The sequence below is a fragment of the Paenibacillus sp. S02 genome, assembly GCF_019454065.1.
Taxonomy (GTDB): Bacteria; Bacillota; Bacilli; order Paenibacillales; family Paenibacillaceae; genus Paenibacillus; species Paenibacillus polymyxa_B.
Genome location: NZ_CP073682.1, coordinates 1710965 through 1736127, shown reverse-complemented (window position 1 = coordinate 1736127; position 25163 = coordinate 1710965). Strand labels below are relative to the sequence as shown.

Genomic DNA, 25163 nt, shown 5'->3' with positions numbered 1-25163 from the left:
TTGACCTATTTTTTATGACAGGTCTCTCTGCTTTTTCGAAAAAACCAAGGGATACACTGTGCTAAAATATACAACAACGACGCGGACCTGACGCATTATGGTACAATATAAGCTCGGAATAATGGGATAAAGGAGCGGAAGAAGTCATGGCGGTTCGGCATGAGACGGAGCTGTACGCTCCGGTGAAAGCCTTTTTTGAGAACTTGGGATATGAAGTCAAAGGAGAGGTGCGCAACTGCGATTTGGTGGGTATCAAGCCAGGACAACAGACACCACTGATTGTGGAGATCAAAAAGACGTTTAACCTGGCGCTTGTGCTGCAAGGCATGCAGCGTTTGAAACTAAGCAGCAATGTATATGTAGCTGTAGAACGGAATCGTGCCAAAAAAGGGGCAGTCAATCAGCGCTGGAACGAGCTGGTCGGACTGTGCCGCCAGTTAGGACTTGGCTTGCTCACTGTCACTCATTTTAAAACTAAGCCGCCGCTCGTTGAGGTACTGTGTAAGCCTGCGGCGCCTAGCGACAATGTCCACAATGCAGCAAAGGTACGCCCCGGCTCGCGCAAGGAAAAGCTGCTGCGGGAATTTCACGCACGCAGCGGTGACCACAATACCGGTGGCAGCACCCGACGCAAGCTGGTCACTGCCTATCGGGAAAAAGCGCTGCGCGTAGCCGTAGCCTTGCAGAGCTTGGGGGAAGCCGCTCCGGCGCAGCTAGCCCGCATAGCAGCCGTCAGCACAGCTGCTGCCGTACTTCAGCACAACTACTACGGCTGGTTTGAGCGCGTATCCCGCGGCCGCTATCGACTGACTCCGTTTGGCGAAGCTGCCCTGAACGAGTATGCGGCAGTACTGCAAGAGCATGGCATTAAAACGGCCACTGGAATGGACGCAGAGCTTGACGAGGACAGTGGACAGCTTCAGATTGCGAAAGCGCCAATCACTTACTCCACCGTTGCTGCGGAAGCAGAGGATGACTGACATGGGGCGATGGTTTTTGCTAGCTCCGCGCAGTAAATTCACTGATCGTCTCACCGATCAGATTCATGCCCATAAGCAATTGCTCACGGCCCGGATGGCTAAAATTGAGTCGGATATGGGACGCGCCTTCACTGCCAACCGCACATAGCGCACCGGGCATAAAGGCTACGCCTTTGGGTAACGCCGCCTTTAGCAGCAATGCGCTGTCCAGCCCATCGGGCAACTGCACCCATACATACATGCCACCGGACGGAATATGATACGTCACGTCTTTCCAAAACGGGCGCTTGAGCAGCTCCAAGATTAATTGAAGTCGAGTCGAATATTCCTTGTTCAACATCGCCAAGTGCTCGTGCCATTGAAAACGCGAGCTGGTCAGCAATTGGAACAGCAGTCGTTGGTTCATCGTACTGGATTGCATATCAGCCAGCTGCTTCAAGGCGTACATCCCTTCAATCAGTGGCGCAGGACCAGCAGCCCAACCCGTTCTCAGCGCAGGAGCAACTGTTTTATTGAACGAACCGATATAGAGTACTTGACCTCCCTGGCCCGCATGATCCAGCGCAAATAGTGAGGGGTAAGTCTCTGCAAATTTTCGACTCTGACCATGCGGACTCTTGTCATGGGACTCATTTTTTTGCTTCAAATGTAATTCACCATAAGAATCATCCTCAACTACTAGCACCTCATGATGCCTGCACAGGTCCAAAATTTCCTGCCGCCTTGCCGCGCTCCACAAGGAGCCCGTCGGGTTTGTAAACGTTGGCGTGGCAAAAAAAAGCTTGGGTCGATAACGGATCATTAAAGCTTCAAGCTTATCAGGAATGACACCTTCCCCATCTGATTCTACAGGAACGATCTGCGCACCCTGCATAGATAGTACTTGTAAACATCCAGGAGATGTAGGGTTTTCAACCAATACCGGATCACGCTCATCCACCATCAGCCTTATGATCAGGTCAATGGCCTGCTGACTGCCTGTCGTGAGAAGGATTTGACCTGGTGGTACTCTTACTCCTTTACGCTGTTCCCACTCTCCCGCAAGCCATGCCCGCAAAGGGAAATAGCCCTCCGGTTCACCATACTGGAGGGCGTCAGGGCCGGAGCCAAACACATCATGGGCCGCTTCTTCCAGCAACTTCACCGGAAACAGCTCTTGTGCAGGTAGTTCTTCAGCCAGAGATATAAAGGAGTGTCTTCTCGCATTTTCCCGGATATGACGCACTGGAGAAGCCAACATCGCAGCCGTTCGTGAAGCAAAGGAATATTGCATGAACATCCTCCTTCTCCTGAAAAATAGGTCATGATCTCCGGGCTGACGCGTCAGGCATATAGCTGCTTCATCTGACGCGCATATAAGGCATAACGTTCAATCGCCTGCGCCCGGCTGGACACGCCTAATTTCGCATAAATTTTACGTAGATAATTATCAATGGAGCGCCGGCTAACTTCGATCTCGATAGCAATTTTGTCATATGTAATACCTTGTACAATACGTTCCATAATAAACACTTCGGTTTGTGTCAATTCGTCAAAAGGCTCGGATGCCATTAACGGTATAAAGGGCCAGTTTCCACACCGAATCCAGTCCATTGGTAAAGAAGCAAATCCTTCGCGTAAACCGTTGATCAGATGGATTAACTGGCTCGGTGATGCCTGCTTGGATAGCATTCCATTTGCTCCAAGCGAAATTAGCTGCTGAAACAACGTAATATTATCCTCATCCGTCATAATAACAATATGGCTGTCTGGAGACAAGGCCCGCATTTGTGTCAAAAATGGTTCCGCCGTTCCCTCAGGCAACCTGTAGTCCATTAAAATGATTTCCGGTCGAATGGAGCAAGCCAGCTCCAAGCCTTCCGTTCCGGAGGAAGACATCCCTCTGACAAGCAAATCCTGCTGGTCTTCCAAAATAAGCTTTGTTCCCAGCATACTTGTAGGATGGATATCTATGATGACCACCTGCCATACTTTTCTCATATCTAAACCTCCTGATTTTACAAAAAAATACATAGTTAGTAGCGAAAATAATTCTAAAATTGGGGATTGCATATGTAGAAATTGCGCGAATGTGAACGTATAGGAAGCGAAAAACGTTTAAGGAAATTGTATCCTAGGACTTCCTTCCGATGCAATCTCTTTTTCCAATATTTTTATACGACTATTTCGCTTTTGCGAAATAAATAGGCCCATGATAGAATTGGAACTGCAAATAAAGACTGGAAATTTGACTTTACACGGGAGTTGAAAATCGTATGCAAGCTTCACCTGAACGTCCTCCTACCGAAGCTCGGCGGAGCAATTCAAGAAAGGGGTTACCCGTAAAGGCTTTTCTGCTATTTTGGTTCATTCTTATTATACTAGGTGCTCTCGCAACCTATCTGTATAGCAATCACTTGAAGCAGCAAATGCTAAACGAGATGCAAACCCATACAGACCAACAGATTCAAGCACTCAAATCTGACTATGAAAAGCAACTGACTGCTCTTTCCAAGGAAGTTAGCGGATTGCAGGGAAAAGTCCAGTCCTTCAATGAACTACTGACCTTTACGAAGGATAATGCAAACAATAAGACCGATAACAGCAATAAACTGTATACCCAATTAAACGAAGTCAAGCAGCAACTCAATACACTTCAGAAAAAAATGGACTTGCTAAAATGAATGTAGACGCAAAACAAGTGAACCGGTTCTTTATGTTGGCCCTTGCTCCTTTTATCGGTTTGTTGGGGTGTATTTTGTTAGTGCATCCCTCATTGAGCTTTCCTGGGTCTACTTCTTCGAGTCTGCAAAAAGCTGAAGTCACTCTACAAACGCAATCAGTAGGCAAGCAGCTTGCTGAAGCCAAGCAAACGGCAAATTACACCTTGTCTACGATTCGCCGGACTTCTGAGCTATACAAGCAAACGACCCAAACGATGAATCAGCTTGTCGTGACTGCCTCTACGCAGTCCAAGCGGCCCGCGGTCATCTATGATCGACGTATCACCGCCAAACTGGGGGTTCCCTATGAGCGGGTAGATAGCAACCGGATTACCATTGAATTGTTTAAGGTAAACCCGGGAATTTATCATGGCTACGCTATGAAGGTCAAACTTAAAGATCCTACAGCTATGAAAATGTCTTTGGGAAGTGACAAATTGGGTGGCTCCGAAACCACCATGCGTGCAGTCTTGAGACACGGAGCTATTGCAGGCATCAATGCAGGCGGCTTTGCGGATGGAGACGGCAAACGCTATCCATTAAGCACTACTGTCTTGAACGGCCACTACCTTACTGGCTTTCAGTCCAGTTTTAAGGATTTATCCTTCGTCGGACTGAGTAACGATGGCAAGCTTATCGGTGGCAAATTCTACAGTCAAGGTGCTCTTGACAGCTTAAAGCCTGCCTTTGGGGCTACCTTCGTTCCCGCCCTGCTACAAAGGGGACAAAAAATTCCTATTCCTGACAAATGGAAAGTCTCCCCCAAGCGGGCCCCACGTACGGTCATTGGCAACTATAAAGATGATCAGTTGCTCATTATTGTCGTAGACGGCTACAATGAAAGCGGGGGTTCGGGCGCGACGCTCGAAGAACTGCAAGGGAAAATGTACAATCTAGGTGTTCAAGATGCCTATAATTTGGACGGAGGCGGTTCCTCTTCGCTTATACTTAACGGTCGAGTCGTAAACAAACCGTCCGATGGTAATTTGCGTCCAGTCCCTACTCATTTTTTGTTCTATAAATAGCTACCTATAGTCTACTACTAAATTAAATATGCTAGCCGACGTACGGCTCTATCCGAAAAAAAGCATCACGAACGAATGTCGTGATGCTTTTGCCTCATTTAGGAGGAATACTGTGTCATTTCTGTCAGGCATTGAGCACAAATATAACGGTCTTTGAAATCGTTCACTTGTTCTACTGACCCGCAGAATACACATTTTGGACGGTAACGCTCCAAAATAATGTGGTCACCCTGAACCAAAATTTCGACAGGATCTCCCTCATTCATTTGGTATCTTTTACGCAGTGACTTAGGCAAAACTATTCTCCCCAGCTGATCAACTTTACGTACCACACCGGCAGGTTTCATCGTGATCGTACACCTCTCCTATTGAGTAATAACTTACAAATTTCTTACCATGCGAAAAACTAGGTACAAAGACACTATTCTTTATGTAGTATTCGCTGTCTTTTTGTCGAATCCTGCTGATCACAGGAAATTTTATTACATTTTTTCATAAAATCATGAACCATATCAAAGTATGGTACAGAATGTCTATAATATTTTTATCGACCGGAAAGCCAATTATCATTAGCCCTCGCTGAGAAATTTCGCAAATTTTCGACCATACAACCTTTATTTAAGCTCCACTGTCATGTACCTTTGAGCAACAAAGGTGAAACTCTTATTAGCAACTAAGGTCCTGGTTCTTTATTCGCATTTATACTTGTTCACTCGATGCTCTTTATGATAAATCCGGAAAATCCATTTGTCTCAGCGCTTCATATACAATAATCGCAGCGGAATTCGACAAGTTTAGAGATCTTACTTTATCAGACATAGGCATCTTGATACATGTATCTGGATTAGCAGCTAGCAGCTCTGGAGGCAAACCCTTCGTTTCTTTACCAAATACCAAGAAGTCTCCATCCTGAAATGCAATATCACTATATCGCTGATTCGCTTTGGTCGTCGCATAAAAAAAGCGGCCTTCCTGATATTTCTCCTGCACTTCAGCAAAAGACTCGTGATATTCAATGTGGACAGCATACCAATAATCAAGTCCAGCCCGTTTTAACGTGGCATCGTCGGTACGGAAGCCCAGTGGCTTCACCAGATGCAGATGAGTTCCGGTTGCAGCACACGTTCTGGCAATATTACCTGTGTTAGCCGGGATTTCCGGCTCGACAAGCACAATATGTAATGGCATCACGTTTCGTTCCCTTCATCATTAAATTCATCAGACAAATAACCTACAGTTTAACCAAAGTGTATACATTATAAACATACACATTCTTTTATTTTAACAAAATCAGACAGATATGAACATCAAACGACAAAAATTTCAACCCACACCACTAAAAGCCTTCCCCTATACACATTCAGGGAAGGCTCTACATTTACTTTTTCGATTTTAAATATCGTGTATCGAAATATATGTCCGCGTAATTAACTGTTACGTTGCTTGAATCCGTCCATAAACTCGGCTAATGCTTGACAGTTCTCCAGTGGAACAGCATTGTAGATCGAGGCGCGAAGCCCTCCTACACTGCGATGTCCCTTCAGTCCGATAAATCCGGCCTGTTCGGATTCCTTAATAAATTGTTTTTCCAGATCCTCATTCGCGAGGCGGAAGGTTACATTCATGATAGAGCGATCAGCGCTGTCTACACAACCACGATAGAAGCCTTCGCTACTGTCAATACGGTCGTATAGCAAAGCAGCTTTCTGCTGGTTCACACGCTCAATGCCTTCCAAACCGCCTTCTTCCTGAATCCATTTCAGCACTTCATTCACCATGTATATGGCAAAGGATGGGGGAGTATTGTAGAGAGAGTTATTTTTTTCATATGTGCTATAACGCAACATCGTAGGAATATTGTCTGGTGAGGAAGTCAGCAACTCTTCACGGGCAATCACGACCGTCACACCAGAAGGTCCCAGATTTTTTTGTGCGCCAGCATAAATCAATCCAAATTGAGTAACATCAAAAGGCTTGCAAAAAATATCGCTGGACATGTCCACAATCAATGGTACAGAACCCGTATCCGGGAATTGCTTAAATTGTGTACCTTCAATCGTTTCGTTGGACGTCATATGCACATAAGCAGTATTCTCAGGCAAGTCCAAGGAATCCACATTCGGAAGACGCATGTACTTCTCATCAGCGGAGGATGCGGCAATATGAGCCTTGCCCAGTAGCTTGGCTTCTTTATATGCCTTGTCCGACCAGCTACCTGTCATTACATAGCTCGCTGTCTGTCCTTCGCGCAAGAAATTTAAAGGCAGCATTGCAAACTGCGTACTTGCGCCCCCTTGTAGGAATAACACCTTGTAGCCTTGTGGATTGCCCAGCAGAGATAGCAGGCGTTCCTGCGCTTCATTATGAACAGATTCATACACAGCTCCACGGTGAGACATCTCCATGATCGACATCCCTGTTCCCTGGAAATCTACGAATTCAGCTTGTACACGTTCCAGTACTTTGAGCGGCAATGCCGCTGGTCCTGCATTAAAATTGTAGGCTCTCTTACTCAACAAATTCCCATCCCTTCTCTACTCTGGTGTGGATATTATCGCTATGATAGCAGTATTCATAAATGCGTTCAAGACTTGTATAAAAATGTTTTCAATTTCATTTATGATGTGACAAAGCTGTGAATGTTAACATATTTAACATCTTTACTTTGTAATTTTCACTTTAATATTAAAAGGTCCCCGGCATAAGACCGGAGACCTATCTTGAATAACAACTGTTACCCGTAAGCTAGTGGTTGTTATTCAAAGCAGCTAAGCAATCAAGTTATTAGCAGTCAAAATACAGGCTATATTCGTGTGGATGAACACGGATGTTCACCGATTTAGCTTCAGAACGTTTGAACTCTACATAGTTATCAATAAAGTCCTTCGTAAATACGCCGCCTTCTGTCAAGAATTCGTAGTCAGCTTCCAGAGCGTCCAGGGCCTCATCCAATGAACCAGGTACGCTGCGGATTTTACCTTTTTCAGCGTCAGACAGCTCGTAAATGTTGGTGTCAAGTGGACCATAGCCCAATTCGATTGGGTTCAATTTGCGTTTGATACCATCCAGACCCGCCATCAGCATCGCTGAGAAGGCAAGGTAAGGGTTAGCAGTGGAGTCTGGTGTACGGAACTCGATCCGACAGCCTTTTGGAGTAACAGCCGCTACTGGAATACGTACAGCCGCAGAACGGTTACCCTTGGAGAATACCAGGTTAACTGGCGCTTCGTAGCCAGGAACGAGACGTTTGAACGAGTTTGTGCTTGGATTTGTCAAAGCGATCAACGCAGGTGCATGGTACAGAATACCACCAATGTAATGAAGAGCCATTTCACTCAGATTAGCATAAGCACCTTTTTCGTAGAACAAAGGAGTGTCGCCATCGAAAATGGATTGGTGAACGTGCATACCACTTCCGTTGTCTCCAAAGATTGGTTTCGGCATGAATGTTGCCACTTTACCATATTGACGAGCTGTGTTGTGTACAATGTATTTATAAACGAGCAGGTTATCTGCTGTTTTCTTGAGTGTATCAAAACGGAAGTTGATTTCCGCTTGGCCTGCTGTAGCTACCTCATGGTGATGGCGCTCAATTCTCAGACCTGCTTCTTCAAGCAAACGGCACATTTCACTACGGATATCTTGTTGGGTGTCTACTGGCGCTACAGGTACATATCCGCCCTTCACTCCCACTTTAAAGCCCAGGTTGCCGCCTTCTTCCTTACGGTTCGTGTTCCAAGCTGCTTCCTCGGAATCTACGAAGAAGGAGGAGCTATTCATGCCGCTTTCGTAGCGAACATCATCAAAGATGAAAAACTCGGACTCAGGTGCAAAAAATGCTGCTGTGCCCACTCCTGCGGATTGCAGAAATGCCTCAGCTTTTTTTGCAATGCCGCGAGGATCGCGGTCGTATTTTTCGCCATCTGGCGTAGCAATGTCACACAGAATATTCAGCGTAGGATGCTGAGTAAAAGGGTCGATAAAAACCGCTTCTGGATCGGGCAGCATAACCATGTCGGACTCCTCGATGCCACGATAGCCGGGAATGGAAGAACCGTCGAATGCAACACCGTTAACAAATGTTTCTGCATCTACTTCGGAAGCTGGCAATGAAATATGGTGAGCACGACCAGACAAATCTACAAAACGAAAATCTACCCACTCAATATTATTTTCCTGAATTGTTTTCAATACGTTTTCAACGGACATGTCTTCTTCCTCCCAATTTTTCCGAACATTAAGTCTTATACAACCCTGAAATGTTCATGATCGAATGTTTTTTTCTGTCGTCATTATAAATCTCAAACATGACACGGGTCAATAGCTATGTAAGGTATTTTTTAAACTAATGTTAGATATGCTTACGCCCTTGATAACATTTGAATAGCACAAAAAGCCCGAAACATCGGGCTTTTAGGTAATTTAGATCTCATCACTGCGTTGCAGCAAAACTTTTATGCATTAATGTTAAACATTGGTTTTAAGCAATGGTACTAGGCGTGTGAAATGTTTTCCCCACAGCAGGAGCCAATATTTCCAAATCTTTCAGCAAATCTGAAAATTGATCTGGGAACAGGGATTGTACGCCGTCCCCCGTCATCGAGTTATCGGGATCTGTATGCATTTCAATAATTAGTCCGTCCGCTCCGGCAGCGACCGAAGCCTTCGTCATAGGAACAACCAATTCACGTCTACCCGTGCCATGACTAGGATCAGAAATAACCGGCAAATGGCTCAACTGTTGCAACACAGGGATCGCAGACAAATCGAGTGTATTTCTAGTGTAGGTTTCAAATGTGCGGATACCGCGCTCACACAGCATAACATTCGGATTGCCACCTGCCAAGATGTACTCGGCAGCATTCAAGAACTCGTCATAAGTCGAGCTAAAGCCGCGTTTGAGCAACACTGGCTTGCCGCAAGTACCCAACTTGCGCAGCAGATCGAAGTTTTGCATATTACGTGTACCTACTTGCAGGATATCGGCATATTCCGCACAAATGTCTACGTATTCAGGTGTCATGACCTCTGTGATGGTCAGGAGGTCGTGCTTTTGGCCTGCCTCAGCCATCATGATCAAACCTTCTACACCAGTTCCCTGGAAGCTATAAGGCCCTGTACGCGGCTTAAAAGCACCTCCACGGAGAACTTGCGCACCTGCTGCTTTGACCAATCCGGCAATTTCATCTATCTGTGCAGCAGATTCAACGGCACATGGTCCACCCATAATGACAAGCTCGCCCCCGCCGATATTTATACCTTTAATGGAGATAACCGTATTTTCCGGATGAAAATCACGGCTGGCCAATTTGTAGGACTTCGATATTTTAACCACATTTTCTACGCCTTTCATTTGACGCAGATGTTCAGCCAGCTTGGGCTCTACGCTACCGATCAGTCCGATGATCGTGCGATCCGATCCCCTTGATACATGAGCCTGCAATCCTTCTTTCTCAATAACTTCAACAATAGCTTGAATATGCTCTTCAGGTGTTTGAACACCAGCGATAACGATCATTTTTTTCTTCCTCTCTATGATACATATTTTTATTAACCCATTATAGATTGATATTATGTCACTTAGACGCTTGTTCGCTTTTAAGCTTTTATTCGTTAAAGCAACTATACCTGTTTTAGCTATACTCGTCAAGGCTTAATTATCCCGAATTATTCAATATTCTAACTTAGTGAAGCTAACCGAATAATATCTATAAACTAAAACAATTTAAAAAGCCGCTATCCGGATGGTTGTATCCGAATAACGGCTGTAATCAATCACATACTATTTCGTCGTTTTTGACTTCTCCCGTACAGGAGGCAGCAGTTTGTTCATATCTATGGTTCGCTGAATCTCCCACGTATCCGGGTTAGCCGCATCATACTGCTCCAAATACGTAATAACCTCTTTGGTAATCAGTGTCGGCGTGGAAGCCCCTGAAGTCACAGCCACTTTGGCTACTCCCTCAAGCCACTCCCTCTTCAGCTCGGTCACATCAGAAATACGATAAGCTGTTGTACCAGCAATTTCCTCCGAAACCTGAGCCAATCGGTTTGAATTGTTACTGCGCGGATCACCGACAACGATCACCAGATCCGCCTGTCCAGCCTGCTCAGCTACCGCTTCCTGACGTACCTGCGTCGCCAAACAGATTTCATTGTGTATCTCAGCACCTGGGAACTTCTCCAGCAGCTTCTTCATAATGTGCTTAATGTCCCATTGACTCATGGTCGTCTGATTCGTGATAAGGATTTTGCCAGCTGGTAACGTAAGACTGTCGATCTCTTCTTCCTTTTCAATCAGATGAACATAGTCAGGAGCAATACCGATAGCTCCCTCTGGCTCTGGATGATTCTTTTTGCCAATATAAACAATCTGATAGCCTTCGGCAGACTTCTCCCGAATCAGATCATGCGTTTTTGTGACGTCAGGGCAAGTCGCGTCTACCGTAGTCAGCCCCTTGTCTCGTGCCAGCTTGCGAACCTCTGGTGATACGCCATGAGCAGTGAAGATAACAGTGCCACTCTCTACCTGGCTTAAAATCTCCATACGGTTCGGGCCGTCCAGTGTAATAATCCCTTCGTCTTCAAAGGAATTGGTGACATGACTGTTATGCACAATCATGCCTAATATATAAATAGGCCGGGGTAAGTCCAGATTTCTGGCTGCCTGACGTGCCAATACCATGGCATCGACTACGCCGTAGCAGTAACCCCGGGGCGAAATTCTGAGTACTTCCAAAATGAGCCCCCGCTTTCTTCGACACAGTATACAGCTCCAAAACTGGGCAGCTGTGGGCTTCCACGCCTCTACCGGCCAATTCTATGATGTAGTTGCCTTCCTATTATAGCCTATTCCAAAGGCGCGGAAAAGCTGACCGGAAGCCAGATGACAAATGTCGTTCCTTCTCCTTGGCGCGTAACCACTTCCACAGACCCGTGATGTTCATCAATAATCCACTTGGCAATAGATAGCCCCAACCCAATTCCCTCCGTCACCCCGCGTGACTCATCTGCCCGGTAAAAGCGGTCAAAAATAAAGGGAACCTCACTCTTATCCATTCCAATGCCCGTATCACTGATCCGTAGCCCCACCTGTCCTTGATAAATAATGGCATCAAATCGGACTGTGCCTTCAGGTGTATATTTGAATGCATTATCAATGAAGATGAATAGCATTTGCTGCAAATAATCCTTGCTGCCATCCATATAAATACCATTCAGCAACGAAAAATCTCCCACATTCCATTCGGCCGTTCGCTCTAAAAACTGAGCACGACGGGCAACCTCACTTACAAGCGGTTCCAACGCAACGGGAGTCTTATCGAACGTTTTCCCTGTGTCCGCTCTCGCGAGTGATAACATATCACTCACCAAACGGCTCATCCGTTTGCCTTCATCCGCCATGTCATTTAATGCCTCCATAGAAAGCTCGCGAATCATCTCTTCATCCATATTCGGTCGCTCTCCTGGTTCGGTAGTCCACATTTTGAGCAAAAAATCAACGTTGCCACGGATCGTCGTTAGCGGCGTACGAAGCTCATGGGAAGCATCAGCCACAAAACGACGCTGTGCACCGTACGCATCTTCCAGCTCCTTGTAAAACACCTCTGTACGCCCCAGCATGTTGTTAACCGTCCCGATTAATTGTCCAATTTCATCTGGTGGTCCGTCATATTCAATCCGTACACTCAAATCATTACTGGATTGAATCTGATTTGCCCCCTCAATGACCTTGACCAGCGGCTTCATAGACTTGCGAGCCAGAAAGAGACCTGAGGTCGCAGCAGCGAGTAATGCAAACAACGAACCGTATACAAGCACATTTTGTAACCTGTTCATGAGTCGGTCCTGAGAACCCGTGAATTGTCCTACCTGTAGCAGCCCGACCACCAAGCCCAACTCCTCGGACTTAATGGGCTGTTGATAAATCATAAAGGAATCCCCATTTACGTTCACACGTCGAATTCCCTCATTTTGAACTGCTCCTGCCGCTGTGGATGGAACAGGGAAGGTGATATTGAGGTCTTTCATATTTTGGGTGGTTTTGGTAACTCCGGACGTATAATTGTAAATTTGTACATATAGCTGTGAGTCATCTATTCCACGCCCCTGCTCCAATCCTAAATCCAGGTTAGGGACTTCAAACAATCCCCCTTTAATAATAAGGCGTAATTGCTTGTTAATCTGTGGCGCCTGAGTCATAAGCTGACTTTTCACTTCATTATATGTGTAGTAATATACTAGTCCGTAAATAGCCAGACCAAAAATGACAAGTACAATAGCCAAGATGCTCGAATACCAAGCTGTCAGCCGCCACCGAATAGACATATTACACATCACCTCTTAAAATATAGCCAGCTCCCCGAATTGTACGAATGAGTCGTTTACCGCCATCCTGCTCCGTTTTTTGTCGTAGCATGGCAATATATACTTCCAGCACATTCGATTCTCCGCTATAGTCATAGCCCCAAATTTTGTCCATAATCAGATCACGCGACAGAACACGCTTGGGGTTTTGCATGAACAAATGGAGCAGTTCAAATTCTTTAGCCGTCAGTTCCAAGCGTTTGCCGCCACGAACCACTTCACGGGATTCGTTATCCAGTTGTAAATCCTCGAAGGTAAGCCGATTTCCGTTATTGTCCTGTTGTTCGGTTTTACGCCGCAAAAGCGCTCGCACTCGTGCCAGCAACTCCTCTAAAGCAAACGGCTTGACGAGATAATCATCAGCCCCTAGATCCAAGCCCTTAACCCGATTCTCAACCTCATCCTTGGCTGTAAGCATCAGAACAGGTACCGTGCTTCCACCCTCCCGCATGCGACGGCATACCTCAAAACCATCGACCTGCGGCATCATTACATCCAGCACGACCACATCAGGCTCAGCTGTCAGCATTTTATTTAATCCCTCTGCTCCATTGGCGGCTGTCAGCACTTCATAGCCTTCAAATGCCAGCCCTCTGCGCAGCATGGAAACAATTTTTTCATCGTCATCAATGATTAGAATAGTAGAACGCATACACGATCGAACTCCTTTATCTCTTCTTTTCCTTCTATTGTAGCAGGAGTAGACGCGTGTAGCATCTGGCTGCTTCATACAGCAAGAAACGGAAGGGATCTTCCTTCCGTTTCTTGCGTGCACATGTTCATTTTTGTAGAGTTATCAGCTTATTGCTGAAGCGTCGAGCTAAAGTCATTTTTGTTGCCAATTTTCAGCTGAACATCTTTTTTCTGTCCGGCTCGTTCGATGTTAAGTGTCAGTGCTGTACCCACTTTTTGTTTTTGAATGAACTGGATCAGCTCTTGTGATGTGCTATAAGGCGTGCCATTCGCTCCGATAATCACATCGTAAGGACGCAGATCGGCCTGATAAGCTGGTGATTTGTATATAATATCCCGTACAACCGAGCCTTCGGTCAGGGATGTACCCAGTTCTTTGGCTACTTCAGGACTCAAATTTAACAGACTTGCACCAATGAAAGGTACAGGTTCTTTCGGGATAGGCTGGTTATTTTTCAGCTTATCGACGACTTCCAAAATCGTATTGGACGGAATCGCAAACCCGATTCCCTGTGCGTCTGCACTAACAGCTACGTTCATACCGATAACCTGCCCTTGCAGATTTAACAGCGGTCCGCCAGAGTTACCAGGGTTAATGGACGCATCCGTCTGAATGAGATGCTTGTATTGCGTCGGTTTTCCAGTCGATTCACTATTAATGGTGATCGTACGTTCTTTCGCACTTAGCACCCCGGCTGTTACCGAATGCTCAAAGCCTTCAGGGTTGCCGATTGCGACCATCCACTCGCCGACTTTAGCGTTATCGGAGTCACCCAAAGTTACTGTCGGAAAGTTGTTTTTGCCTTCAATTTTAAGTACCGCCAAATCAAGATCAGCATTTTTTCCCAAGACTTTGGCTTCGTAAGGCTTATTAGTCCCCTCTACTGTAACCTGAACCACACTCGCGCCTTCAACAACATGGTTGTTGGTTAGGACGTAACCCGATTTATCAAAAATAAAACCGGAACCAATACCAAGCGGAGTCAGCTGCCCGCTGTTGCTACCTTCATTTTCATTACTGTTACCGCTGCTGCCACTGTCACCATACTGATTACCAAAAAAGTATTGATACAGCGGGTCATTGTAATAAGGGCTGCTTTGTCTGCCGCTGCTGCCACTGGTTTGTTTGGCAAGCGTTTCGATTTTGACGACTGCCGGCCCAGCCTTGGCCACAACAGATTGAACATCAGCGGTACCTGAAGGCATCACAGCCGGAACTGCGCTTGGAGTCGAGCCGGTTGTTCCTGAATTAGTCGTTTCTCCGCTTTCAGCTGCCGCCGAAGTCAACGCCGTCTCGGGTGTGAACATATTTGTTCGGTCAGCTGTGTACATCAATACCGTAATGACCAGCATCCCGGCCAAAAAAGATAAGAAAATTGTTTTCACCTGCGACTTGGGCTTATTCGGTTTGAATTGCCAGTTGCCGCCATTCCGACCCGAACCATCCTGTTGCTCAGGCATAGCGCGATGGTATGAGGGAGGAAGAGGTCTCACTGCCTGTGGTGGCGTAATCTCAACATCCTTTTCCACCGACTGCCCTTCCTTACGTTGTCCGTCCGATTGAACTGAAGAAAAAGGGCCGTAAGAATAATAATATGAGGAACCGTTCGAATCGTTTTGCCGAGTTGCGTTATCGGTATCAACCTGATCGTTGTCGTTCCGGCGTCCGGAGTTATTATTTTTAAATTCGTCCATTGTATATCTCCTCCCAAACCCTATGCTTCAAGGTGGTGTTGTTTAACTGACTTTATTTTGCACTTTAAACCTTAATTCCACCTTAAAAACAATTAAAAAGGAGATAAAACCTTAGACCTATTGTACCTAATCACTTTCACTTAAAACGAAATGCCCCGGATATAATCCGGAGCATTATCAATTGTATATGCTTTTTTATTTCGTGTTAAAGTTTTCGTCGAACTTTTCGTTCGGTGTTTGAGCATTGTTTTGAACTTTGTTGCGACTGGAGTTTTGAACTTTTTGAGCTACAGCGCCTGTACCACCTTGTTCTGTTGCAAATTCTTCATCATACTTCTCATTTGGTGTCTGAAAGTTGTCTTGAATTTTATTTTGTTCAGACTGCTTTACCTTTTGTGAAACGACACCAACCGTATTGTCTTGTGCAAATTCCGCTTTGAACTGATTTCCTGCGCTTGCCTTGAAGCCTTTGTTCGTGAAAGAACTTCCGCCTTGATTTGGCATAATTCTCAACCTCCCAGTATGTTTTGCGGGATAAGCTCATCCCGCAACATAGTATGTGATGTTGGAAAAAACAATATTCAAGGATTATATGGAAGCATCCAGTGTCGCGGTCGGAATAGTTTTATGCGTTTCTATCACCTTTTGGAGCGATTTGACCATCTTTTCTGTACATTTTCCGTTCCCTTTTTTTATAATTTGAACATCCACATCTTTCTTGCCCCATTCAGAATATACCTGCCGGGTTGTTTTAAAATACAAGTCAATTTTATTGCCCTTAATCGCAGAACCTGTATCTGCTACAATCCCGTATCCATAACCTGGAATGTACAATATGCTTCCCAAAGGAAACGTTTTGGGATCAGCCGCAATCGTAGACAGTGTGTTCTTGTCACGACGCACTTTTACACCGGAATACGTAATACCGTAACCGGGATGACTTGGCCGTTTGCCAGTCGATTCATAGCCTGCTGTATATCCTGTTGCCGTGACCGTCATGGTCGTAATAACCTGCTCTTCGCGTGGAGCTAAAACAGGTGTGGACTGCCATTTTTTATGCTGGATCGGTTCTTTGTGACCGTAAACTTCATTGCCGGGCAATACCAGACAGGTTGCAATTAACACGGTTCCCAAAATCCGTTTCCATACCAACATGGATCTCATAAAAAACCTCCCCTTGAGGCAAAGGCTTTCCAGAAATCCATTAGTTTATACGAACAGATTATTATTTTTGAACATCCTGACCTGGATAAAGTCTGCTCAGCTTCACTTTATCTTCAAAAATATGCAGGAGTGTCCGCACTATGGGGGTGTGTTCATCGTCTGTGTGCAATATAATGGAAGCAGGAGAAATCGAAATAAGGGTGCTCACGATTCGATCCTCGACCTCCATTTCCAATTCAATGCCTGGCATCTCGACAATGATGTCATCTGCATCAGGAGTCGGTATGGGCACCATGGCACTATCCAGAATCGTAAAATTATGTCCGCCTTGGTGAAGTACGTGTACGAGCGGAACTTTGCTTTCCTGAAAAAAAACAAAATATTTAAGCAGCCCCATAAATTCTTCGTATTGCCGATCTGCCCAGAATTCTTCCATAGCATAGTCGACGATTTCTTCAAGCTCTTTTTTATATGCATGGAGCCTAAATTGAATCAGTCCTTCCAAATTGATCACACGAAGCTCCTTGAAATCCTTCTCCAGGAGAGTAGTGAGCTTACCATGACGCTTCAAACGGCCTCTGGGGCCATCATCGTTTAACAGTGAACGAATCATACTGCCAATTTGCTCTGTATCCTCTTTCTCCAGCAGCGAACAGGCTTTGGTGAGAATGAGATTGAGCAGCCCCCACTCCTTGACTTCGATAATATAATCCGCTATTGCCGAAGACATGATGCTGTATACACAGGGGAGAAAGCTTTCAAACGCCGAATTGCTTTCTGTGCCCTTGCAGGTCCATGCCACTTTGTTATCCAGCTGTCTGAAAGTGAATCGAAATCCGCGCCGTGACATATGTAGTCCCTTTGTTCTACTTTTGACCACTTCGTAAAACCGGTCGGTTTCCTGATCTCCGTCTGTATTGGTCCACACTGTAAACAGTTCCATTGGCTCACTCCTTTCGATCACTGCTTTCAGTATATGGCGGCCTCTGAAGGGTTATACGAAGTGAACGACTGGAAACAGAAAGACATATTCAAAAGAGGATGATCTGGTTTCAAAAAGCCGGTTGGCGTGTTATAAACATTACTGTGATATAGGAAAAAAACCGAAAGACGTTTGAATATTTAGGGTGGGGTATGTTAAGGTTATAGTAATATGAATTTTTCACAAGAGGGAGGAGATAAGATGTCAACGATGCTGAACATGCTGCGTACATTCATGATTGTCATATTGAGCCTCGTTCAGATTTTGTCCCTTCCTGTGACGTTTCATGCGGAAGACACCACTCAATCTCTTCAGTTTACGGCGGGATCTTCTCTTATGCCTCATGCTGATATTTCCTCATTAGAAACAGACTCTCACGGTCTGGAGCACCATTCCAAACCAGCTATACGTAAATCCTCCCCTTTACTTCATCTGGTGATCGCTGCGGCCAAATCACTTCCCTTTGTCATTTTGATAGCGCTTGTGCTGCTATTGAGCATCCCTAAACTACGTCTGCCTTTTATTCCTGTCATTTGCAAACTAAAAAAGCAATTGTACTTGTTCCCCATCAAATTCACCTCTAGTTATGTGGCTTAACCTCCCTTTGCATGCACATCACCACATTTGCATGTCTATTTGTTAACCTTTCCCAATAAGTGTAATACGTAAAGTGTATTTATCAGGTTTTTTATGTTAATTTATAAAATTTAATACAAAAAGAAAGTTTCCATGTCACTCCCAAAGTATGTGATTTATTTCCCATACCATTCATTTAAATAACGTATCATACAGGAGGCTTTTACAAATGGATATTCGAGAGTCTATTTTGCCAGGAATCGGGATTAAGTATCGAATAGATGCAGAGAGTGGCGACCGAATTGTCATTATTATTCATGATGATGGCAGGCGCGAGTTGTATCACTTTGATTACGAGGATCTGGAACAAAGTATTTCTATGACAACCCTGAATGATCAGGAAGCGCGATTGGTAGCCTCCATCATCGGTGGTATGACATATAAGCCCAAACAGCTTGAAAGTGTAGAAATGACGTTTGACGATTTTATTATCGAATGGTATAGAGTGGAATCTCACTATGCAAGTGTCGGCAAATCCATCGGTGAGCTGGATGTAAGGCAAAATTCGGGAGCCACTGTTATTGCCATTGTGGAGAAAAAAGGAAAGAAATATGTGAATCCTGGTCCTGAAGTGATGATTAACGATGATGCCACTGTAGTCGTTGTTGGGGAACGCGATCAGCAAAAACGCTTTAAACAAATCCTTATGAACGGAAGCGGGTGATTGGATGGATCATCTGGTATTTGAGGTTGGATTGGCTATTGCTCTCATCGCTGCGGCCGGACTTATTTCCTCCAAGCTGCGCTTCTCGGTCATCCCTTTTTATATCCTGATCGGAATGGCAGTTGGACCGCATGCGATGGAGCTATGGCATTTTGATTTTCGCTTTATCGAAAGCGCCCCTTTTATTGATTTTATGGGAAGAATCGGAGTGCTGTTTCTTCTCTTCTACTTGGGTCTGGAGTTCTCAGTAGGTCGGTTAATTAAATCAGGCCGTTCCATTGCCGTGGGCGGCACCATTTATATTGGCATCAATTTCACACTGGGGCTGGCTCTTGGCTTCCTGAGCGGCTTCCCTGTAGCAGAGACACTGGTTATCGCCGGAATTACAACAATATCATCCAGTGCTATTGCTGCGAAGGTGCTGGTAGATCTCAAGCGGACCGCCAATGCTGAAACTGAAATGATTTTGGGCATTATTATGTTCGAGGATGTTTTCCTCGCCGTATACATCTCCATCCTCTCCGGATTGGTTCTTAGCGATTCATCCTCGCTCGGGGGTGTGCTGCTATCAGCGCTAATCGCGCTAGGCTTTATGCTTGCAGTCATTATTATCGGCCGTAAGGCCGTCCCTCTGTTAAATCGGATTCTCCGTATTCGCTCCAATGAGGTATTCGGACTTGTTGTTTTCGGCTCTCTATTTCTGGTGGCTGGTTTTTCGGAAACGATTCATGTGGCGGAAGCTATCGGCGCCCTGTTGGTCGGTCTGGTACTAGCCGAAACGGAACACGCCAAACGGATCGAGCATTTAATTGTTCCTTTCCGCGATTTCTTTGGCGCCCTGTTTTTCTTCAGCTTTGGACTATCCATTGATCCACTGTCCCTGGGAGGAAACGCGATATGGCTTGCACTGGTAGCAGTCATCCTCACGTTGTTTGGTAACATTTGGGCAGGAATGCTGGCTGGGCGTACAGCCTCCTTATCTCCCAAAGCGTCAGCAAATATCGGCCTGACCATTGTGGCACGGGGTGAATTTTCGATTATCATGGCCAACTTGGGTAAAGAAGGCGGTTTGCTTGATATTGTTCAACCCTTTGCAGCCATCTATGTACTCATACTGGCGATTCTTGGACCACTTCTGACAAAGCAGTCAAAACCTATTTTTAATATGTTAAACAAAATATTTAAGTTCAAGGACCCCCGCCTACGAAAGGAAGAAAGTAACTCGGCGTAACTGTAAAAGCTGGATACGACAATCCATAGGAGGGAAGGCTATGCCGCACGCTGTAAAACATGCCAAAACTCTATGAGGCGGCTTGTGAAGCCCGCTTCAGGAGATGCGAGCAGGTTCCCTGTCTTTTATACGGTGATTGGTGGAATTACGGCATCCGTCGGTCTGGAATTGTTTTTACATCCGCATGATATGATCGCTGGAGGCGTCACGGGGATCTCTAGACTCATGTCGCTTTATACACAAGAGCATTTTGGGTTACTGCTATTCGTTTTGAACTTGCCACTCATGCTGCTGTATTCTCTGTCTACTCACAAACCCATGCTGCTCCGTGCACTACCCGGCTTGTTCGCCTTTTCGGGCTCAGCCATTATTCTTTCGCCTTTTCCGGCAGTGAGTGGCCATCCGGTCGTATGTGCTTTGGGCGGCGGAATCTGTATCGGTCTTGGCGCAGGGCTGGCAGCTCGTCACGGTGGTCTGCTCGATTCACTAGGACTTAACGAATCAGACGATGGCCGTCCATCCACATTGTTGCTAACACATCGCAAGATTCCGTTAATACAGATTGTTATGCTGTGTAATGGTCTGCTGCTCATTACGGCTGGCTTTGTGCTAGGCTGGGAGCCAGCTCTCTATTCAGCCTTATCCTGCCTCGCCGCTTATGAAACGACCCGGCTGATGTTTACCGGTCTGACGCGTATGGTTTGTGTTGTCAGCAAGAAACAGCAAACCGTCGAGGATGCCATTTATCGCAGGCTGCGTATACACAGCACGCCTGTTGCAGAATCTGCCCAGATAGAGGGCAAGATTAAAAGCGAATCTGAGGATAAAAAAGAACAAATGGTCATCGTTTACAGCGTTCATCTGTTGGATTTGCAGCGCTTTAAGGCAGTCATCCAAATGGCAGACCCGCAGGCTGAGATCATGTATATGAAACGATGGAAAGCATAGCAAAGTAACACATCAAAAAACGCTTATCTACACTAATCCTTGTACATAGATTAGTGATGGATAAGCGTTTTGTAATTAACAATATATTAACGGATATTAATTTTGCATGATAAAATCATGTTCAATACTGCTGGCACTGTCAAAAGTACGAATAATATCATAACGGGTATTGCGCTGTGCCGGAACGTGACCCGTCTCGCGGATCAACTGTAAAATAGATTCAATGTTAACCTTATACGTTGCGCCTGCAGCGGAAACTACGTTTTCCTCAATCATGGTGCTGCCAAAATCATCGCAACCGTAGTACAACGATTTTTTACCGATTTCAGGTCCCATCGTTACCCATGAAGACTGAATATGCTTGATGTTATCCAACACAAGACGACTGATCGCAACGGTCTTCAAATATTCCTCCGGCGTCTGGCGTTCCTTCTTCAGATTGGTGTTGTCTGGCTGAAAGGTCCAAGGAATAAAGGCCAAAAATCCTTCAGAATTATATTTGTTTTCAATGCATTCGTCCTGAGCATCACGAACACGCAACAAATGCAGCGCACGCTCCTCCATCAACTCGCCAAAACCGATAACCATCGTAGCAGTCGTGTTCATCCCAACCTTGTGAGCCGTTTGCATCACATCCATCCAATCACGCCAAGAGCCTTTGAGACGGCTAATTTTGCGGCGTGTGCGGTCATCCAAAATTTCTCCGCCTCCACCCGGAAGCGAATCCAATCCAGCTTCATGAATGGCTCGAATCGTGTCTTCCATGGATAGACCGGATTTTTCCTTCATTTTGTGAATTTCAGCTGGCGAGAAGGAGTGCATCGTAATATCGGGAAAACGCTCCTTGATAGCTTTCAGCAAATCCGTATAATAACTGAATGGCAGATTCGGATTCACACCGCCTTGCATTAGAATTTCGGTGCCACCTACATCCTGCGTTTCCTTGATCTTCTGAAAGATCACCTCGTCCGGCAAAACATAACCTTCATCAGAACCCGGTCTACGGTAAAAAGCGCAGAAGCGACAGTATACGTCACATACGTTCGTATAGTTAATATTTCGTCCGATGACGAAGGTTTTAATGGGATCGGGGTGCATGCGATTCATAACTTTATTCGCCGCATGACCTATTTTTTCTACCTCATCTGATTCGAACAAAGCAACGGTATCCTCTAAATTCAGGCGTTCGCCGCGTAGGGCTTTATCTAAAATATGGTCGATTACACTCATGGTGTATCCTCCTTCGCTGTCACAGGGCGACGAAATGAAAGACAGGACTTATGAACGAGAATGCTTTCACAAACCTGCGTTCGAACCCTGCCGTAATGTATGTTCATGACTGGTCTTGTATGTTGTCTGTGCTATTTAGCATAGTAAAACCTAATGATAATACTAACATATCTTTAGGTAAGGAACCATACTTATTCCCGCTTCTATCTGCTTTTCACCTAGGAAAATAGGCAACTACCAAGCTTACCTCAACATTGCATATAGCCAAGAAATAAGAAAACAGGACTGAAAAGTGCCTTTTTTCACACTGTCCTTCATGTCATTCTTATAGAAAACAGCAAGCCTCCTGAAATACTGGAAACTTGCTGTTTAGTACTGTACATATTTGCTCCCGGCGTGAAAACGACAAAGATACTACTGATGTGCTAACGCTCTAGCGCAGCGCCTCATCCAGATCACTGATCAGGTCGTCAATATCCTCCAGACCTACGGAGAAACGAAGTAGTCCGTCCGTAATCCCGCGCTCCAATCGTACACTATGGGGCATAGCCGCATGTGACATCATCGCCGGATACGACAAGATGCTTTCCACAGCTCCCAGACTCACCGCTACAATTGGAATACGTACGCGACTGAGGACTTCTTTTGCACGCTCACCAGAACCTACATCAAATGATATTACTGCACCATAACCGCTGGATTGACGCTCATGAACTTCACGTCCTGGATGATTCTCCAGACCCGGGTAGTACACCGCCTCAATGTCGTTGCGCTCGTTCAGCCAATTGGCGAGCTTTGCTGCACTCTTTTCGCTGTGAGCCATACGAGCCTCCAGTGTCTTCATACCGCGCATGAGCAACCATGACTCCTGCGGAGCCAGCACGGTACCCAGTCCATTTTGGAGCTGCTTGATTTGTCTCCCCAGCGATTCGGTACGTGCTACTGCAAGTCCTGCCAGCACATCGCTGTGTCCGCCCAGAAACTTGGTCGCACTGTGCAATATAATATCGACACCCTGCTCAATCGGACGTTGATAATAAGGTGTCATAAAAGTATTGTCCAATAACGTCAAAAGTCCGTTATCCTGTGCCCAAGAGGTTATTCCTGCTACATCGGTAATTTTGAGTGTCGGATTGGATGGGGTTTCCATATATACAGCCCTTGTATTCTCCTGCAACGCCTCTTTCACAAGGTTGAGATCCGTCATGTCAACGAAGGTCGTTTCGATATTCATCCGTTTCAAAATGGAGGTCAGCAGTCGATATGTTCCTCCATATACGTCCTCGGAAACAATGACATGATCTCCAGCAGACAAGAGCATAAATGTAGTAGAGATGGCCGCCATACCTGATGCAAAGGCAAAACCGCTAGCTCCGCCTTCTAATAAGGCGATATAATCCTCCAAAGCTTGTCGTGTCGGATTACCTGAACGGCTATAGTCATGCTGTGGAGGATTAAAAATATCATGATGGTGAAAGGTAGAAGCTTGATAGATCGGGACGCTCGATGCCCCCGTCACACTGTCAATTTCAGAGCCGAAATGCAGCAGCTTGGTAGCGAACTTCCGCTCTTTGTCCAGATCCTGGCCGATCCTTCTCGCATCCTCTATCATTGCTGCTCCCCTCCTTCTACTTCTTGACGTGCCGCTTCCAGCGCCGAACGCAAATCTTCAATTAGGTCGTCTGTATGTTCAATGCCTACGGAGAAACGCAACAGCCTGTCATCTACCCCGACTGCATCCCGAATTTCTGCTGGTATGTCCGCATGTGTCTGCACAGCGGGATAGGTCATTAATGATTCCACACCGCCGAGACTTTCCGCAAACGCAATGAGCTTAATGTGACGAAGCAAAGGCTCCACATAACGAGCATCCTTTACTTTAAAGGAGAAGATACCTGTATTTCCGCTGGATTGTTTATTTTGAATCTCACGACCTGGGTGGCCTTCGAGAGCTGGATAAAATACTTCCGCCACCGCCGGATGCGTCAGTAAATAGTTAGACAGCACTGTTGCATTATGCTGATGTCGGTCCATACGCAGCGCTAACGTCTTCATCCCCTTCATCAACTGATAGCAGTCGCTCGGGGAAAGCACAGCCCCTATGGAATTGTGCAGGAAGGAAATTTCAGCCGATAGCTCTTTGCCTTTGGTTACGATCAACCCTGCCAGCACATCGTTGTGTCCGCCCAAATATTTGGTTGCGCTATGTACCACAATATCCGCGCCCAGCTCCAATGGCCGCTGGAAATATGGGGTTAGCAGCGTATTATCTACAATGGTAAGCAACTGATGTTGTGATGCCCACTCGGCAACCGCTCGAATATCAGTGATCATCATTAACGGATTTGTAGGTGTTTCTATGAATACAGCTTTGGTATTCGGTCGACATGACTGTTCGAGTGCTTCAAGATCATTCGTATCCACATAACTTGCTGTTACACCAAATTTAGATAAAATACGCTCCAGCAAGCGATATGTCCCGCCATACAGATCCAGCGATACAATGAGGTGATCTCCCTGTCCAAACAATGCAAATACCGTTTGCAGCGCCGCCATACCTGAGCTACATGCAAAGCCTGCATCACCAGATTCAAGTGCAGCAGAAGCCTCTTCCAGTACCTTTCGCGTGGGATTGATCGTCCGAATGTAATCAAATCCTGTGCTTTGACCTAGACGGGGATGGCGGAACGCCGTAGATTGGTAAATCGGGTAATTAACAGCCCCGGTTACTGGCTCCTCTACTGAACCGATTTGTGCCAATCTGCTTTCGATTTTCCACTGTTTCTCACTCATATGAATCCTCCTGTTAACTTCCATAGTGGGTGCTATAACAAATCCTGCAAAAA

Annotated in this window: 24 protein-coding genes; 7 read left to right on the top strand and 17 right to left on the bottom strand. The window is 45.7% G+C overall.

Annotation, left to right across the window (positions count from 1 at the left end):
* Positions 1–146 precede the first annotated feature (146 nt).
* Positions 147–980 (top strand): DUF2161 domain-containing phosphodiesterase, encoded by an 834-nt coding sequence (locus KAI36_RS07615; protein ID WP_220027415.1) that lies wholly within the window; start codon positions 147–149, stop codon positions 978–980.
* A gap of 19 nt (positions 981–999) precedes the next feature.
* On the opposite strand, the gene KAI36_RS07610 is transcribed toward KAI36_RS07615, so the two are convergent.
* Positions 1000–2253 (bottom strand): aminotransferase-like domain-containing protein, encoded by a 1254-nt coding sequence (locus KAI36_RS07610; RefSeq protein ID WP_029516518.1) that lies wholly within the window; start codon positions 2251–2253, stop codon positions 1000–1002.
* Positions 2254–2303: 50 nt separating this feature from the next.
* A complete protein-coding gene (locus tag KAI36_RS07605) occupies positions 2304–2960 on the bottom strand; it encodes a response regulator transcription factor (RefSeq protein ID WP_220027414.1) in 657 nt (218 codons plus the stop codon).
* Between the two features lie 275 nt (positions 2961–3235).
* On the opposite strand from KAI36_RS07605, the gene KAI36_RS07600 reads away from it, so the two are divergent.
* A complete protein-coding gene (locus tag KAI36_RS07600) occupies positions 3236–3643 on the top strand; it encodes a hypothetical protein (RefSeq protein WP_023987807.1) in 408 nt (135 codons plus the stop codon).
* Positions 3640–4707: a phosphodiester glycosidase family protein gene (locus tag KAI36_RS07595; RefSeq protein WP_220027413.1), complete on the top strand. Its 1068-nt coding sequence runs from the start codon at positions 3640–3642 to the stop codon at positions 4705–4707. The genes KAI36_RS07600 and KAI36_RS07595 overlap by 4 nt, the downstream gene beginning before the upstream one ends.
* A gap of 98 nt (positions 4708–4805) precedes the next feature.
* Here KAI36_RS07595 and KAI36_RS07590 read toward each other — a convergent pair whose 3' ends face one another.
* From KAI36_RS07590 to KAI36_RS07535, 12 genes are all read right to left on the bottom strand, one after another.
* On the bottom strand, positions 4806–5054 hold the full coding sequence (locus tag KAI36_RS07590; protein ID WP_013309439.1) for an AbrB/MazE/SpoVT family DNA-binding domain-containing protein: 249 nt from the start codon (positions 5052–5054) through the stop codon (positions 4806–4808).
* A gap of 376 nt (positions 5055–5430) precedes the next feature.
* Entirely contained in the window at positions 5431–5895 is a 465-nt protein-coding gene (gene trmL / locus KAI36_RS07585; RefSeq protein WP_023987805.1) for a tRNA (uridine(34)/cytosine(34)/5-carboxymethylaminomethyluridine(34)-2'-O)-methyltransferase TrmL, read from the bottom strand.
* 239 nt (positions 5896–6134) lie between these two features.
* A complete protein-coding gene (gene serC / locus KAI36_RS07580) occupies positions 6135–7226 on the bottom strand; it encodes a 3-phosphoserine/phosphohydroxythreonine transaminase (RefSeq protein WP_028542950.1) in 1092 nt (363 codons plus the stop codon).
* Positions 7227–7491: 265 nt separating this feature from the next.
* Positions 7492–8916, bottom strand: a complete 1425-nt coding sequence (glnA, locus tag KAI36_RS07575) for a type I glutamate--ammonia ligase (RefSeq protein ID WP_023987803.1) — start codon at positions 8914–8916, stop codon at positions 7492–7494.
* 271 nt (positions 8917–9187) lie between these two features.
* Positions 9188–10225, bottom strand: coding sequence for a 3-deoxy-7-phosphoheptulonate synthase (aroF, locus tag KAI36_RS07570; protein WP_220027412.1), 1038 nt, complete (start codon positions 10223–10225; stop codon positions 9188–9190).
* 264 nt (positions 10226–10489) lie between these two features.
* Positions 10490–11446: a 4-hydroxy-3-methylbut-2-enyl diphosphate reductase gene (locus tag KAI36_RS07565; protein WP_220027411.1), complete on the bottom strand. Its 957-nt coding sequence runs from the start codon at positions 11444–11446 to the stop codon at positions 10490–10492.
* Between the two features lie 110 nt (positions 11447–11556).
* Positions 11557–13035, bottom strand: coding sequence for a sensor histidine kinase (locus KAI36_RS07560; RefSeq protein WP_013309433.1), 1479 nt, complete (start codon positions 13033–13035; stop codon positions 11557–11559).
* Position 13036: 1 nt separating this feature from the next.
* Positions 13037–13726, bottom strand: coding sequence for a response regulator transcription factor (locus KAI36_RS07555; RefSeq protein ID WP_013309432.1), 690 nt, complete (start codon positions 13724–13726; stop codon positions 13037–13039).
* A 149-nt stretch (positions 13727–13875) separates the two neighbouring features.
* Positions 13876–15462 (bottom strand): S1C family serine protease, encoded by a 1587-nt coding sequence (locus KAI36_RS07550; protein WP_023987800.1) that lies wholly within the window; start codon positions 15460–15462, stop codon positions 13876–13878.
* A gap of 195 nt (positions 15463–15657) precedes the next feature.
* Complete coding sequence (locus KAI36_RS07545) at positions 15658–15966, bottom strand: hypothetical protein (RefSeq protein WP_023987799.1); 309 nt, start codon at positions 15964–15966, stop codon at positions 15658–15660.
* 84 nt (positions 15967–16050) lie between these two features.
* Positions 16051–16626: a 3D domain-containing protein gene (locus tag KAI36_RS07540; protein ID WP_220027410.1), complete on the bottom strand. Its 576-nt coding sequence runs from the start codon at positions 16624–16626 to the stop codon at positions 16051–16053.
* A gap of 61 nt (positions 16627–16687) precedes the next feature.
* Positions 16688–17569: a putative sporulation protein YtxC gene (locus KAI36_RS07535; RefSeq protein ID WP_220027409.1), complete on the bottom strand. Its 882-nt coding sequence runs from the start codon at positions 17567–17569 to the stop codon at positions 16688–16690.
* A gap of 240 nt (positions 17570–17809) precedes the next feature.
* On the opposite strand from KAI36_RS07535, the gene KAI36_RS07530 reads away from it, so the two are divergent.
* From KAI36_RS07530 to KAI36_RS07515, 4 genes are all read left to right on the top strand, one after another.
* Entirely contained in the window at positions 17810–18205 is a 396-nt protein-coding gene (locus KAI36_RS07530; protein ID WP_025723301.1) for a hypothetical protein, read from the top strand.
* Positions 18206–18413: 208 nt separating this feature from the next.
* Positions 18414–18908, top strand: coding sequence for a cation:proton antiporter regulatory subunit (locus KAI36_RS07525; RefSeq protein ID WP_023987795.1), 495 nt, complete (start codon positions 18414–18416; stop codon positions 18906–18908).
* Between the two features lie 4 nt (positions 18909–18912).
* A complete protein-coding gene (locus KAI36_RS07520; protein WP_025723303.1) occupies positions 18913–20139 on the top strand; it encodes a cation:proton antiporter in 1227 nt (408 codons plus the stop codon).
* Positions 20140–20223: 84 nt separating this feature from the next.
* Positions 20224–21087: a YitT family protein gene (locus KAI36_RS07515; RefSeq protein ID WP_220028069.1), complete on the top strand. Its 864-nt coding sequence runs from the start codon at positions 20224–20226 to the stop codon at positions 21085–21087.
* A 96-nt stretch (positions 21088–21183) separates the two neighbouring features.
* Here KAI36_RS07515 and mqnC read toward each other — a convergent pair whose 3' ends face one another.
* From mqnC to KAI36_RS07500, 3 genes are all read right to left on the bottom strand, one after another.
* Entirely contained in the window at positions 21184–22317 is a 1134-nt protein-coding gene (mqnC, locus tag KAI36_RS07510) for a cyclic dehypoxanthinyl futalosine synthase (RefSeq protein ID WP_023987792.1), read from the bottom strand.
* 433 nt (positions 22318–22750) lie between these two features.
* Complete coding sequence (locus KAI36_RS07505; RefSeq protein WP_220027408.1) at positions 22751–23929, bottom strand: aminotransferase class I/II-fold pyridoxal phosphate-dependent enzyme; 1179 nt, start codon at positions 23927–23929, stop codon at positions 22751–22753.
* Positions 23926–25110, bottom strand: a complete 1185-nt coding sequence (locus KAI36_RS07500; protein WP_023987790.1) for a PLP-dependent transferase — start codon at positions 25108–25110, stop codon at positions 23926–23928. The genes KAI36_RS07505 and KAI36_RS07500 overlap by 4 nt, the downstream gene beginning before the upstream one ends.
* Positions 25111–25163 lie beyond the last annotated feature (53 nt).

Bases quoted from the DNA above. Each gene is read 5' to 3' on its own strand.
- KAI36_RS07615 (WP_220027415.1), top strand. From the start codon at position 147: ATGGCGGTTCGGCATGAGACGGAGCTGTACGCTCCGGTGAAAGCCTTT.
- KAI36_RS07610 (WP_029516518.1), bottom strand. From the start codon at position 2,253: ATGCAATATTCCTTTGCTTCACGAACGGCTGCGATGTTGGCTTCTCCA.
- KAI36_RS07605 (WP_220027414.1), bottom strand. From the start codon at position 2,960: ATGAGAAAAGTATGGCAGGTGGTCATCATAGATATCCATCCTACAAGT.
- KAI36_RS07600 (WP_023987807.1), top strand. From the start codon at position 3,236: ATGCAAGCTTCACCTGAACGTCCTCCTACCGAAGCTCGGCGGAGCAAT.
- KAI36_RS07595 (WP_220027413.1), top strand. From the start codon at position 3,640: ATGAATGTAGACGCAAAACAAGTGAACCGGTTCTTTATGTTGGCCCTT.
- KAI36_RS07590 (WP_013309439.1), bottom strand. From the start codon at position 5,054: ATGAAACCTGCCGGTGTGGTACGTAAAGTTGATCAGCTGGGGAGAATA.
- trmL (WP_023987805.1), bottom strand. From the start codon at position 5,895: ATGCCATTACATATTGTGCTTGTCGAGCCGGAAATCCCGGCTAACACA.
- glnA (WP_023987803.1), bottom strand. From the start codon at position 8,916: ATGTCCGTTGAAAACGTATTGAAAACAATTCAGGAAAATAATATTGAG.
- aroF (WP_220027412.1), bottom strand. From the start codon at position 10,225: ATGATCGTTATCGCTGGTGTTCAAACACCTGAAGAGCATATTCAAGCT.
- KAI36_RS07560 (WP_013309433.1), bottom strand. From the start codon at position 13,035: ATGTCTATTCGGTGGCGGCTGACAGCTTGGTATTCGAGCATCTTGGCT.
- KAI36_RS07555 (WP_013309432.1), bottom strand. From the start codon at position 13,726: ATGCGTTCTACTATTCTAATCATTGATGACGATGAAAAAATTGTTTCC.
- KAI36_RS07550 (WP_023987800.1), bottom strand. From the start codon at position 15,462: ATGGACGAATTTAAAAATAATAACTCCGGACGCCGGAACGACAACGAT.
- KAI36_RS07545 (WP_023987799.1), bottom strand. From the start codon at position 15,966: ATGCCAAATCAAGGCGGAAGTTCTTTCACGAACAAAGGCTTCAAGGCA.
- KAI36_RS07540 (WP_220027410.1), bottom strand. From the start codon at position 16,626: ATGAGATCCATGTTGGTATGGAAACGGATTTTGGGAACCGTGTTAATT.
- KAI36_RS07535 (WP_220027409.1), bottom strand. From the start codon at position 17,569: ATGGAACTGTTTACAGTGTGGACCAATACAGACGGAGATCAGGAAACC.
- KAI36_RS07530 (WP_025723301.1), top strand. From the start codon at position 17,810: ATGTCAACGATGCTGAACATGCTGCGTACATTCATGATTGTCATATTG.
- KAI36_RS07525 (WP_023987795.1), top strand. From the start codon at position 18,414: ATGGATATTCGAGAGTCTATTTTGCCAGGAATCGGGATTAAGTATCGA.
- KAI36_RS07520 (WP_025723303.1), top strand. From the start codon at position 18,913: ATGGATCATCTGGTATTTGAGGTTGGATTGGCTATTGCTCTCATCGCT.
- mqnC (WP_023987792.1), bottom strand. From the start codon at position 22,317: ATGAGTGTAATCGACCATATTTTAGATAAAGCCCTACGCGGCGAACGC.
- KAI36_RS07505 (WP_220027408.1), bottom strand. From the start codon at position 23,929: ATGATAGAGGATGCGAGAAGGATCGGCCAGGATCTGGACAAAGAGCGG.
- KAI36_RS07500 (WP_023987790.1), bottom strand. From the start codon at position 25,110: ATGAGTGAGAAACAGTGGAAAATCGAAAGCAGATTGGCACAAATCGGT.